This window comes from Bacillus sp. FSL K6-0255, from assembly GCF_045040725.1.
Classification (GTDB): Bacteria; Bacillota; Bacilli; order Bacillales; family Bacillaceae; genus Bacillus; species Bacillus subtilis.
In genome coordinates, this window is record NZ_CP150278.1 from 3,504,728 (window position 1) to 3,516,884 (window position 12,157).

At 42.1% G+C, this 12,157-nt stretch carries 13 protein-coding genes; all 13 read right to left on the reverse strand.

Features of this window, described 5'->3' with window-relative positions; all coding sequences use genetic code 11:
* Positions 1-80: 80 nt before the first annotated feature.
* Positions 81-971, reverse strand: coding sequence for a permease-like cell division protein FtsX (gene ftsX, locus MHB62_RS18250; RefSeq protein ID WP_009968247.1), 891 nt, complete (start codon positions 969-971; stop codon positions 81-83).
* A complete protein-coding gene (gene ftsE, locus MHB62_RS18255; protein WP_003228039.1) occupies positions 964-1,650 on the reverse strand; it encodes a cell division ATP-binding protein FtsE in 687 nt (228 codons plus the stop codon). Before ftsE ends, ftsX begins: the two co-directional genes overlap by 8 nt.
* Positions 1,651-1,883: 233 nt before the next feature.
* Positions 1,884-2,222 carry a cytochrome c551 gene (gene cccB, locus MHB62_RS18260; protein ID WP_003242725.1) on the reverse strand — a complete coding sequence of 113 codons (339 nt, stop codon included), beginning with the start codon at positions 2,220-2,222 and terminating at the stop codon, positions 1,884-1,886.
* A gap of 48 nt (positions 2,223-2,270) precedes the next feature.
* Positions 2,271-3,116 (reverse strand): YitT family protein, encoded by an 846-nt coding sequence (locus MHB62_RS18265; protein ID WP_003242677.1) that lies wholly within the window; start codon positions 3,114-3,116, stop codon positions 2,271-2,273.
* 165 nt (positions 3,117-3,281) lie between these two features.
* Positions 3,282-4,383 (reverse strand): peptide chain release factor 2 gene (prfB, locus tag MHB62_RS18270; RefSeq protein ID WP_010886623.1). Its coding sequence is split into 2 segments (ribosomal slippage): positions 3,282-4,310 and positions 4,312-4,383, totalling 1,101 coding nucleotides; the frame shifts between segments, so codons are not numbered across the junction.
* Positions 4,384-4,452: 69 nt separating this feature from the next.
* Positions 4,453-6,978: a preprotein translocase subunit SecA gene (gene secA / locus MHB62_RS18275; RefSeq protein WP_003228033.1), complete on the reverse strand. Its 2,526-nt coding sequence runs from the start codon at positions 6,976-6,978 to the stop codon at positions 4,453-4,455.
* Positions 6,979-7,145: 167 nt separating this feature from the next.
* A complete protein-coding gene (gene hpf, locus MHB62_RS18280; protein ID WP_003228031.1) occupies positions 7,146-7,715 on the reverse strand; it encodes a ribosome hibernation promotion factor in 570 nt (189 codons plus the stop codon).
* A 190-nt stretch (positions 7,716-7,905) separates the two neighbouring features.
* Positions 7,906-8,283, reverse strand: coding sequence for a hypothetical protein (locus MHB62_RS18285; RefSeq protein WP_003244377.1), 378 nt, complete (start codon positions 8,281-8,283; stop codon positions 7,906-7,908).
* A 9-nt stretch (positions 8,284-8,292) separates the two neighbouring features.
* On the reverse strand, positions 8,293-8,634 hold the full coding sequence (fliT, locus tag MHB62_RS18290; protein WP_003242603.1) for a flagella biosynthesis regulatory protein FliT: 342 nt from the start codon (positions 8,632-8,634) through the stop codon (positions 8,293-8,295).
* Positions 8,631-9,032 carry a flagellar export chaperone FliS gene (fliS, locus tag MHB62_RS18295; protein WP_003243747.1) on the reverse strand — a complete coding sequence of 134 codons (402 nt, stop codon included), beginning with the start codon at positions 9,030-9,032 and terminating at the stop codon, positions 8,631-8,633. Before fliS ends, fliT begins: the two co-directional genes overlap by 4 nt.
* Before the next feature lie 21 nt (positions 9,033-9,053).
* Entirely contained in the window at positions 9,054-10,550 is a 1,497-nt protein-coding gene (locus MHB62_RS18300) for a flagellar hook-associated protein 2 (RefSeq protein ID WP_003242960.1), read from the reverse strand.
* Between the two features lie 17 nt (positions 10,551-10,567).
* The gene (flaG, locus tag MHB62_RS18305; protein ID WP_009968250.1) at positions 10,568-10,897 is read right to left on the reverse strand and encodes a flagellar protein FlaG; all 330 of its coding nucleotides are present in this window, start codon (positions 10,895-10,897) and stop codon (positions 10,568-10,570) included.
* A 232-nt stretch (positions 10,898-11,129) separates the two neighbouring features.
* Positions 11,130-12,044: a flagellin Hag gene (hag, locus tag MHB62_RS18310; protein WP_003228021.1), complete on the reverse strand. Its 915-nt coding sequence runs from the start codon at positions 12,042-12,044 to the stop codon at positions 11,130-11,132.
* Positions 12,045-12,157 lie beyond the last annotated feature (113 nt).

A 12,157-nucleotide genomic window follows, 5' to 3' on the forward strand; every position in this document is an offset into this window, starting at 1 on the left:
AGGATGGAGATTTCATGTAATCATAGAAGAAAAAGAAGGCAAATGAAAAGCCGTCCCGAAAACGGAACGGCTTTTTCACTTTATACTCGCAGAAACTTGCGGATGGAAGTCAGACTTCCCCATACTCCAATTACTGCGCCGATTGCAATCAGCACTAGCGAAACTTGGAATACAAATGGATTATAAGGAAGAAGAGAGACAAATGATCCTTGAACCTTTGGAACGACCCATCCGATGACGTATTGGTAAGTGCTCAGCACCAGTGCAATCGGAATCACAGAACCGAATACGCCTAGCAGCAATCCTTCAAGGAAAAACGGCCAGCGGATAAACCAGTTTGTCGCGCCGACAAGCTTCATGATTTCAATTTCTTTTCTTCTTGCGAAAATTGTAATTTTAATGGTGTTGGAAATTAAGAACATCGCCGTAAATACCAGGCCGATAATTAACGCGATTCCGATGTTGCGGGAAACGCCGACCACTTTAAACAAACGGCTGACCTCTTCTTTTCCATAAGTGACTTTATAAACATGATCCATTTTTTCGATCTTTTTCGCCACGTTCGGCGTATCATGCGGATCTGTCGTTTTGACGACAAACGCATCATTAAGCGGGTTTTCCTGATCCTTCATTGTCAGGGATTTTCCGCTGTCACCAAAACTGTCAACCAGCTGGTCAAGCTCTTTTTCTTTAGATGAAAAAGTGACACTCTGAATGCCCTTCAGTTCCTTAATATCGTTCTGAAGCTTGTCCTGTGCCTTCTGATCTGCAGTCAGATCAATCAGCACTTTGATTTCGACTTGTTTTTCTGCATTCGTGGCCATGTTATTCAAATTCAGCATAATCACTAAAAACACGCCGACTAAAATCAGCGTAACGGTTACAGCACTAATGGATGCAAATGTCATCCATGTGTTTCTCCCGAGAGATTTAAAACTCTCACGCAAGTGGCGCCCGAGAATTTTAATCATATGAACCATACTCCCCTCTTGACTCATCACGCACAATGATACCATCTTCGATTGCAATGACACGTTTCTTCATGGTGTTTACGATTTCTTTATTATGTGTCGCCATCACGACTGTTGTCCCGCGGTTGTTAATTTCCTCCAGCGTCTTCATGACTTCCCAGGACGTATCCGGATCAAGGTTTCCTGTCGGTTCATCAGCAATGACAACATCAGGGTTGTTCACAATTGATCTGGCAATAGATACACGCTGCTGCTCCCCGCCTGAAAGCTGGTCAGGAAATTGTCGCGCTTTATGCTTCAGCTGCACGAGATCAAGCACTTCAAGCACCCGTTTCTTAATGACAGACGGCTGTTCTCCAATCACTTCAAGGGCAAATGCCACATTTTCAAAAACAGTAAGTTTCGGAAGAAGCTTGAAATCCTGAAAGACAACACCTATTTTGCGGCGCACGAAAGGAATCTCTTTTTCTTTAATTGTCGCGAGATCTTTATGATTGATTAAAATTTGTCCTTTTGTCGGTTTTTCTTCTCTGTAAATCATTTTAATAAAAGTAGATTTACCTGCTCCGCTCGGACCAACAACATACACAAACTCGCCGGGATGAATGGTAACAGAAATCCCATTGAGTGCTTTTACGCCGTTCGGATAGGCTTTATATACTTCCTTCATCTCTATCATGAAATCACCTAATCTTTTATATCATTTTATCTATCACACGGTCATACTCTTCGAATGCATTCGACAATTTATGACCCATTCATTTGTAAAAAGATGAAAAATCTGAAAGTTCCCTTTTTCAATACACTTCATTATACGTCAAATTTAGACATAATACTATTACAGTTTCTTTTCATTCATATTGTCAAGGCATAAAAACATCCTTGCCAGCACTCGGCAAGGATGTTTTTATCTTACTTTTTTTCTGACAGCCATTTGGCAATAACAGCGGCTTCGTTATCATCTACAAGCCCCTTTGGCATATTGCCGCGGCCGTTTTTAATAATGCTTTCAATTTTGTGTTCATCGTATTTGCCTCCGACCTCTTGGAGATTAGGCCCTGACACACCTTCTAAATCCTTGCCGTGGCAGCCTACGCAGCTTTGCTGATATAATTCTTCCCCTTCAGATGCAGTGGCTTCCGTCTTGCTGCCAGTGTCTGTCTTCTCTTCTTTTGCATCGTTTGATCCGCAGGCAGCCAACAGAACAGAAAGCGCAAATCCAATCATTAGTATCGATAACTTTGATTTCATGTTGAGAAGCACAACTCCTTTACGATCTCTTCCATATTATAACCTCGTTTAAGCGCGTTTGAAACCCTCGCCCAGCACCTCGCTCGCGTCTGCTACAATTACAAAAGCTGACTCATCAATCTGTTTGACGATTTGTTTCAATTTGGTGAATTCAGTTTGCCCAACCACGCACATTAAAATCGGACGGTCATCGTCAGTATATCCGCCGACTGCAGAAATTTTTGTCACGCCTCTGTCAATCTTCTGTAAGACAGCCTCCTTGACAGCCTGCTCCTGCTTTGTAATGATGAGCGCCATTTTTGAACGATTAAAGCCGACTTGCACAACATCAATGGTTTTGCTGGACACATAGACGCCAAGCATGGCATATAAGCCTTGCTCAATATTAAATACAATCATAGCCGTAACAACGATCATTCCGTCAATGATGGCGAGACACTTCCCCAATGACAGACCGGAGTACTTATGAATGATCTGTGCAGCCAAGGCTGTACCTCCCGTCGAACCTTTCCCTAAGTACACAATACCAATTCCGATACCTATCCCGACACCGCCAAAAATCGCCGCCAGGAGTTCATGATGAGTGGCGGGCTGAATATCCCTTGTCAGAAACACTACTAGCGGCAAAAACACAGAACCTGCAAGCGTCTTTAGTCCAAATTTCCCGCCGAGCAAAATGACGCCAGCAATAAATAAAGGGATATTAATAATCCACTGTACATACGCTGCTTCAAAACCATATGATTGTAAAATCGTACTGATCCCGCTGACCCCGCCGGCGGCAATCTTATTCGGAAGCAAAAATACATTAAAGGACACGGCCGTAATCGCTGCTCCTATCAATATGTATACATAATCCCGCAAAATCCACAATGTTTTATTCCGTACGTCCATCATATATCCTCCGTTTCTTCCAATGCTCTCCGATAGCATTTTAATCCTTCCCTGATTAGATGTAAATAACACCCAAATACAGTGGTAATATGCTAAAGCAGCAGTGAAATCAAGGATATAAGAAATAAAAAAACACACCCGTATGCATCAGGTGTGTTTTTCAGCTTATGAAAGCTTAGAACGCAGGTAGGCATCAATAAACGTATCAATGTCACCATCCATTACAGCTTGAACGTTCCCCATTTCTGTATTGGTCCGATGGTCTTTTACCATGGAATACGGATGGAATACATAAGAACGGATTTGGCTGCCCCAGCCGATTTCTTTTTGTTCACCGCGAATTTCATCCAGCTCTGCCTGCTGCTCTTCAATTCTGCGCTGATACAGCTTGGCCTTCAGCATTTTCATGGCTCTTTCACGGTTTTTAATTTGTGAGCGCTCCGTTTGGCATGTCACAACTACGTTCGTCGGCAAGTGAGTAATCCGAACGGCTGAATCCGTCGTATTGACGTGCTGTCCGCCCGCGCCGCTTGCACGGTACGTGTCAACTTTAATATCCTCCGTACGAATATCAATATCAATTTCATCGTTAAATTCAGGCATGACTTCACATGAAACGAAAGATGTGTGGCGGCGGCCTGATGAATCAAATGGTGAGATCCGCACAAGACGATGAACACCTTTTTCTGCTTTGAGATACCCGTAAGCGTTGTGTCCTTTGATGAGCAATGTCACTGACTTGATTCCCGCCTCGTCACCTGGAAGGTAATCGAGAGTCTCTACTTTAAAGCCGCGGCGCTCTCCCCATCTTGTATACATTCTAAGAAGCATAGAGCCCCAGTCCTGTGACTCTGTACCGCCAGCACCAGGGTGCAGTTCTAAAATCGCGTTATTTTTATCATACGGCTCGCTGAGAAGAAGCTGAAGCTCAAACTCATTGAACTCTTTTGTTAATGACTTTAGTTCTTTTTCAAGCTCAAGCTGGAGATCAGTGTCCGGCTCTTCTTTCAAAAGATCATGAGTCATTTGTAATTCTTCGTGGGATTCATTCAATTTTTTATACGAATTGACATAATCCTTTAAACCGTTTGCTTCATTTATAACCGTTTGAGCTTTTTGCTGATCATTCCAGAATTCCGGATCAGCCATTTGTTCATCTAGCTCAGCAATGCGGGCCTCCTTTGATTCGAGGTCAAAGAGACCCCCTAAAGTCCGCTAAACGAGAAGCCATATTTTCGAGCTCTGCTCTAATTTCTGATAATTCCATTTCATTCACCTCATTAAAAGATCCGCAGGCGCCTGCAGGCGCCGCGGTCAGTAAACTTGCCGGGGCGAACTATTCAGTACGGCCGCAGCAATTTTTATATTTTTTCCCGCTTCCGCAGTGGCATGGGGCATTTCGTCCGATATCAACCACTTTGCGAACCGGTGCTTTCTTTGCTTTTTTGTTATCGTCGCCTTCTTGCGGCTGATGAGCTGTTGTTTGACCTTGTACAACCTCTTCACGCTCCAGATTGTTTTCAATCTCAGCTTTCATCACAAATTTTGCGACTTCGTCCTCAATTGATTCAATCATATGCTCAAACATCGCAAAACCTTCCATTTGATACTCACGAAGCGGGTTCGTCTGCGCGTAAGCACGAAGGTGAATCCCTTGGCGGAGCTGATCCATCGCATCAATATGATCCATCCATTTAGAATCAACGGCACGAAGAACGATAACTTTTTCGAATTCGCGCATTTGCTCTTTGCCGAATTGCTCTTCCTTCTCATTATATTTTGTGATGATGCGATCCATAATGAGCTCAAGCATTTCATCCGGTTCTTTGCCGAAGATATCGCTCTTCTCAAGTGCACCTTCATCAAGATAAGTTGTGTTGATAAGATCAACTAGACCGTCAAGCTTCCACTCCTCAGGAAGCTCTTCTCTTGGCGTATAGGCTGCAATTGCGCGTTCGAGAGAAGACTTGATCATATTTTCAACGATTTCACGCAGGTTTTCAGAGTCAATGACTTCAAAGCGCTGCTTATAAATGACCTCACGCTGCTGGCGGAGAACATCATCATATTGCAGAAGCTGTTTACGCGAATCGAAGTTATTGCCTTCGACGCGTTTTTGAGACGATTCTACCGCGCGAGATACCATTTTGCTTTGGATTGGAGTAGAGTCGTCCATGCCGAAGCGGTCCAGCATCGCCATTGTCCGCTCAGCTCCGAATCTGCGCATCAATTCATCTTCCATAGAAAGATAAAATTGAGTAATCCCCGGGTCTCCCTGACGTCCGGAACGACCTCGAAGCTGATTGTCAATCCGGCGTGATTCATGTCGTTCTGTTCCGACAACAGCGAGCCCGCCAAGCTCTTTTACACCTTCGCCAAGCTTAATGTCCGTTCCGCGCCCCGCCATGTTAGTCGCAATCGTAACTGCGCCTTTTTGGCCGGCCTCTTCAATGATCTGCGCTTCACGTTCATGGTTTTTGGCATTTAACACTTGATGCGGAATTCCTTTGTTTTTAAGCAGCTTAGAAATCAATTCAGATGTTTCAACGGCAACCGTACCGACGAGAACAGGCTGTCCCGTCATGTAACGCTGTGCGACATCCTCCGCAACTGCCTTAAACTTTCCTTCCATCGTGCGGTAAATTAAATCCGGTCGGTCATCACGGACAACAGGCCTGTTGGTAGGGATCGTGACAACCTGCATGTTGTAGATGTTGCGGAATTCTTCTTCCTCTGTCTTAGCTGTACCCGTCATACCGGCAAGTTTTTCGTACATCCGGAAGTAGTTTTGGAACGTAATCGTCGCCAAGGTCATGCTTTCGTTTTGAATCTCAAGCCCTTCCTTCGCTTCAATCGCTTGGTGAAGCCCCTCACTGTAGCGGCGGCCTTTCATCAGACGTCCCGTGAAGGAATCAACAATAACAACCTGTCCGTCTTCCACTACATAGTCAACGTCCTTTTGCATCGCAACGTGAGCTTTTAAGGCCTGGTTGATATGGTGGTTGAGCGCGACATGCTTCACATCAAAGAGGTTATCGATGCCGAATGCTTTTTCCGCCTTCGTCATTCCTTCTTCAGTAAGCTGTACAGCTTTTGTTTTGATATCGTACGTGTAATCCTTCTCCGCTTTTAACGTGCGGACAAAAGCATTTGCCTGTACGTACAGCTTAGTGGATTTTGCAGCTTGTCCAGAAATGATAAGCGGTGTTCTCGCTTCATCAATTAAAATAGAGTCAACTTCATCAATTACCGCAAAATGAAGCGGACGCTGAACCATCTGCTCTTTATAAAGAACCATATTGTCACGCAAATAGTCGAAGCCAAGCTCATTGTTTGTAGAGTAAGTAATGTCAGCGGCATAAGCTTCCCGTTTTTCGTCTTTTGACATTGAGTTTAAATTCAAACCGACAGTCAGACCGAGAAACTCGAAAATTTTCCCCATCTGCTCAGCGTCACGGCTTGCCAAGTATTCGTTGACAGTCACGACGTGTACGCCTTTACCTGTTAACGCATTTAAATAAACAGGCAGGGTAGACGTTAATGTTTTCCCTTCCCCTGTTTTCATTTCCGCGATATTTCCGTCATGAAGCGCCACGCCCCCCATGAGCTGGACTTTAAACGGAAACATGCCTGTTACGCGGCGTGAAGCTTCTCGAACAACAGCGAAAGCTTCAACAAGAAGATCATCCGTTGTCGCCCCTTTTTCAAGGCGCTCTTTAAATTCAATTGTTTTATGTTTCAACGCGTCGTCAGAGAGATTTTCATAGTCTCCGCGAATCGCATCAATATCGTTAGCAATTTTTTCGTATCTATTCAGCGTACGTTTTGTTGGATCAAACATTTTATTTAAAATTCCAAGCATTTATAACGCTCCTCTATCATCACATGCCTATTTTAGAGGCATGTATAAATAATTTACTAGTCCATGTATACCTCTCATTATCATATCATACCTTTTGTTATTTCCAAAGAATTTGCAAATAAGAAAAACAAAAACCTTCCGCGGACATCACGGAAGGCTTCTCTTCATTATTCAGTCGGTTCAATTAAGCCATATTTCCCGTCATTTCTGCGGTACACGACATTTGTAAGGTTTGTTTCCGCATTTGTGAAAACAAAGAAATTATGGCCGAGCATATTCATTTGCAAGATCGCTTCTTCACTATCCATCGGCTTTAAATTAAAGCGTTTCTGACGGACGATGTCCAAGCTCTCCTCCTCTTCTATGTCATCCTGAACCGCAATATCTGTATCAGAGCCAAGACCGTTTGCCAATAAATATTTTGGAGAGCCCTGCTCACGGAATTTACGGTTTACTTTCGTTTTATGCTTACGGATTTGACGTTCCAGTTTGTTTGTTGCGAGATCAATTGCGTTGTACATATCCTCGTTATGCACCTCGGACCGAAGCGCCAGATCTGTCATCGGAATCGTAACCTCAACCTTAGACTCCTTGTCATTGTAAAACTTCAAGTTGACGTTCACATCAGCATCCACGCTATGGTCAAAATAGCGCTCCAGCTTGCCGATCTTCCTCTCGACATGATCCTTTAACGCGGGTGTCACTTCAATATTTTCTCCTCTGATGTTATAGTTCATCAAAGAACGCCTCCCTTTTATTAAGGATATGTATCTATTTCTCTTTTACCCTTTACAATTCCTGCTGAAACATAAATCTTTTGTGAAAATTCAGTGAACTTTGTCGAATTTTGTTTGTATTTGCTCTGTTATTGGCGGTTCGGAGGTATATGTATATGCTGATTGAACGAAACAAATACCTCACACACGCCTAATTGATTAAAAAGGGTTCCATACATTGATGAATAGACAGCATCCATTTTCTATAATGAATCAGAAAATGTTCCTTTAAATACTCACAGAACTCATGAGAGGGAAAAGAGAAAGAGACCAATTGATCAAACTCCGCAAAAATTTGGTCAAATGCTTTCACACAAATTTCAGCACACCGCGAATCCATAATGAAGAGAAGTGTTGAATGTGTTGAATCCAAATAAAAAAAGGCTTGGATCAGATCTTGGTAGATCCGATCCCCTTCTGTTTTTGATAAATTCTCTTCAGCCTCTATCAAATAACACAACCCCTCTTCGATGGTAAAAAGAAGATGATAATAAGCTGATAAAAGCGTATAATCTTCAATGCTCTTCAAGGCACTCACCTATTTACGCTTGTCATAATATGTGCCGTCAATCGTAATGTTGTTATAAGGGTTTAAATACGTCGTATGCATCACACGTTTTCTTTTCATCTGCTGAAGTTCTGTTGCGATTGACTGCTTCAGTCTTTCCATTTCCTTCACAATCAGCTGATCCCATGTCAAAATAAGTTTCATCTGCTTTCGCTCTTCTTCTGAAAGCGGCAGAGATATCTCCTGAATCAGTTCAGACCGTGTAGCCACAAAGTCTTCAATTTGCTTTAAAAGTTCATCGCTTTCCGGCGTATTTTGTATGTGTGACAGCATACTCTTCGTCTCAGTGTATAGTTGATCTATATTATTCATGCGATCCCGCCTGATCCGTGCCGGTCCTTCCGCTCACTTTGAATGGCTTGTTTCCAAGCATCGCGAAAATCTGTTACATAACCTTCAACCTCAGCCAGCATGCCCGTATCATTTTTGATATTTGCCTGTACCAATCTGCGATACATATAATCGTACATCGCACCCATAGAAGCGGAAAGCTCTATGTTACGGTTAAGTGTAAAATTTAATTCCTGAATAATATTTTGCGCTTTAATCAGATTTTCATTTTTACGTTCCATATCATCATTCTCAATGGCCTGAGCGGCAAGTCTTATAAATTTCAAACAGCCATTATACAGCATAAGCGTCAGCTCCCCGGGTGTAGCCGTATTCACTGAATTTTGCTGATAGGCTGTATATGGATTTTGGATCGCCATGTGTCATCCTCCAAATTACATTTATTGTACAAGAAGCTGTGATAAATAGGACGCTTGTTCGTTCATTTTTTGAATCGCAGAATCCATTGCACTGAATTTTGAATAATAGCGGTTTTCTATGGTATTCAATCTGTCCTGCATATCAGTTATTTCAGTACTTATCGAGTTTAAATTTTTTCCAATGGAATAGCTACTAGCTCCCATTGTCGAGTTCCCAGCTTTAGCTTCAATACTTTTCACAGTACTTCTAAGTGTATTAGTAATCCGCTTCATAATACCTTTATCGCTATAGTTACTATCATTTGTTCCACTTGTAAAAAGATTAGCAACTCCTTGAGGATCTTCTGCTATTTTTGCTTTCAATTTCTCTTCGTTAATCTCTAAGTGCCCTCGCAGTTGGTAAGCACTTGAAGTTGTGATGCCAAATTCAGTTAATTGATAGGTTTTCCCATCCGCATTCACTTGAGTATAAAAGTCAGTCCGCATTTGGTTCGTGCCAGTGCTGATGCTTGAATCGTTTCTCAGCAATCCGCTTTTCGCCTTCTCCTCCCAGAGCTCTACCTCTTTATCGGACATGGCTTCTTTTTGTTCACTCGTGAGTGGCGTATAGTCTCGGTATTTTTCTTCTTTCAGCTTTTCATTCAGGCTGTCAACCAGTTCATTGTATTTATCTACAAACTCTTTGATTTGGTTATAAATCCCATCAACATCAGTAGAAACAGATGTGGTAACAGGGCCTGTGGCTGCAGTTGTATTTTTAATCGAATAAGTAACACCATTCACCGTGAAATTGTTTGTCAGCTTCTCCATTTCAAAGCCGTTGATTGTGACTTTGGCATTTGTGCCTTCTTTGTAAGCAGTAAGCTTATTATCAGCATCCAAAGAAAAACCAAGCTGACCGGACATAAAGTCAGCTGTAGCAGAGTCTGCTGCCTGTATGCTTCCTCCTGCACCTGTTGCTTTAGAAGAAAACGCAATCGTTTCTACGTACTCTGTACCATTCCAAATTTTATCTTTAAATGCTGATACTCCTAGATCTGAGCTGTTAAGTTTAGAAATCACATTATCAATCGTATCGGCACTCGTCACACTAATGTTCACTGTTTTTGCTGTTGTTTCGCCAGGCGCAACAACGTTAAATGCCAAATTGTAATCGCCTTGTGTGTATCCCGTATAATTGTTTGCCTTATACGTTGCTGCAGTTGCCAAGCTCGCCACTTCAACAGTAGACGAAGAATTTGGCGCACTTACGCTTCCTGTAGCAGTTAACACAGACTCATTAGAGCTTGTCACAGTTTTGCTCTGATACGTGCTCGGATATGTCAACGTATTTTTAGACATATAATCTTGCAATTCTTTTATTTTTGAGTTTACTTCACGATAGCTGTCACGCTGCCATTCAAGAGTCTGCTTTTTTTGTGTCAGCTTATCAAGCGGCGCTCTTTCTGTCTGCATCAGCTTTGATACGATATCATCTATATCCATTCCTGACGCCAGACCTGTTATTCTTGTGACCATCTCAAACCACTCCTATTCTACTTTTTTTCATCTACAAATAACCCAAGAAATTCAGTCATAGCCGCATAAAAATCAAGCCACCGTTTTGGTGGAATTTCGCGGATCACTTCATTTGTAGAGTCCTCTATTACCTTTACATAGTATTCATTTAACTTGTCATGAAGCTCGAACTTCAGATGAACTTGCGAAGGTTCCAAAAGCTTGTTCATTTCCCCCACCATTTCAGCAAGATTGGTATATGAAACTTGATGAACAGGAACCTCGTTATCATTATCTTTCTGATTATGTATTTGAGTATCATAACGATCCCAAACAGGTTGTAACGTAGTGAGCCTTTCAATGTTCAATTGATCATCCCCTATGCCCCAATCTATCGTTTATATCGACTAAGTCGAGATAAGATTACACATATTTTTGGAAAAAAATCTTCTGTTTTAGATTTCTTGTATGGAAATACATTTATAAAAAGTTAGTGGAGAATCCGGTTATTATATCATGAGTTAGTGACAGGATGAGGAATGATTAGGAGATAGAAATTTAAATTAAAAGACCCTGGCAACGCCAAGGTCTTTTTTAAAATTAACGTAATAATTGAAGTACGTTTTGCGGCTGTTGGTTTGCTTGAGCAAGCATAGCTTGAGAAGCCTGAGAAAGAATGTTGTTCTTTGTGAATTCGCTCATCTCTTTAGCCATGTCAACGTCACGGATACGAGACTCAGCAGCTGTCAAGTTTTCACCAGAAGCGCTTAAGTTGTTAATTGTGTGCTCTAGACGATTTTGTACCGCACCAAGCTTAGCACGTTGAGAAGAAACTTGGTTGATCGCTTCATCAACAACTTTCAATTGAGCATCGAAACCGATATCAGCAGTATCTGCTGCATTATCTGCGAATTTTGTTACGTCAAGATCATTAACTGAATGAAGAGCTGCAATTGAACCATCAGCTTCTTTAATTCCAAGAGCGTCAGCACCCATATCCTCAATATTTACAGAGATTTGCTGTGTAGCATTTGCTCCGATTTGGAATACCAAGTTCTTTTGATTTGCAGGAGTAGCTGTGTCAACTTTGTAAGTGCCATCGAGCAATTTCTTACCATTGAATTCTGTACGATTTGAAATACCATCGATTTCATCTGTTAAAGCTGAAATTTCATCTTGAATAGATTGCAAATCAGTTGCTTTGTCCTGAGTTCCAGTGTTTCCAGCTTGAACAACTAGCTCACGAACACGTTGAAGGATCGCATGAGTTTCAGTTAATGCACCCTCAGCTGTTTGGATAAGAGAGATTCCGTCTTGAGAGTTTTTAGAAGCCATTTCAAGACCTCTGATTTGTCCTCTCATTTTTTCAGAGATCGCAAGACCTGCTGCGTCATCTCCCGCACGGTTGATGCGAAGACCTGAAGAAAGTTTCTCCATGTTCTTTTGGCTCGCACTGTTGTTTGAAGACAAACGGTTCAGTGTGTTAAGCGCTGCAATATTGTGGTTAATTCTCATTGTTTTGTTCCTCCCTGAATATGTTGTTAAGGCACGTCCTTGTGCCCTTATTTTGTAACTGGCTGAGTCTTTTGCGCCTCCTCCCGGCTACATCATTAATATCGGATTGTCTC

What these genes read in the sequence shown, in the direction of transcription:
- ftsX (WP_009968247.1), bottom strand. Translation starts at nt 971, where the DNA reads ATGATTAAAATTCTCGGGCGCCACTTGCGTGAGAGTTTTAAATCTCTC.
- ftsE (WP_003228039.1), bottom strand. Translation starts at nt 1,650, where the DNA reads ATGATAGAGATGAAGGAAGTATATAAAGCCTATCCGAACGGCGTAAAA.
- cccB (WP_003242725.1), bottom strand. Translation starts at nt 2,222, where the DNA reads ATGAAATCAAAGTTATCGATACTAATGATTGGATTTGCGCTTTCTGTT.
- MHB62_RS18265 (WP_003242677.1), bottom strand. Translation starts at nt 3,116, where the DNA reads ATGGACGTACGGAATAAAACATTGTGGATTTTGCGGGATTATGTATAC.
- secA (WP_003228033.1), bottom strand. Translation starts at nt 6,978, where the DNA reads ATGCTTGGAATTTTAAATAAAATGTTTGATCCAACAAAACGTACGCTG.
- hpf (WP_003228031.1), bottom strand. Translation starts at nt 7,715, where the DNA reads ATGAACTATAACATCAGAGGAGAAAATATTGAAGTGACACCCGCGTTA.
- fliT (WP_003242603.1), bottom strand. Translation starts at nt 8,634, where the DNA reads ATGAATAATATAGATCAACTATACACTGAGACGAAGAGTATGCTGTCA.
- fliS (WP_003243747.1), bottom strand. Translation starts at nt 9,032, where the DNA reads ATGGCGATCCAAAATCCATATACAGCCTATCAGCAAAATTCAGTGAAT.
- MHB62_RS18300 (WP_003242960.1), bottom strand. Translation starts at nt 10,550, where the DNA reads ATGGTCACAAGAATAACAGGTCTGGCGTCAGGAATGGATATAGATGAT.
- hag (WP_003228021.1), bottom strand. Translation starts at nt 12,044, where the DNA reads ATGAGAATTAACCACAATATTGCAGCGCTTAACACACTGAACCGTTTG.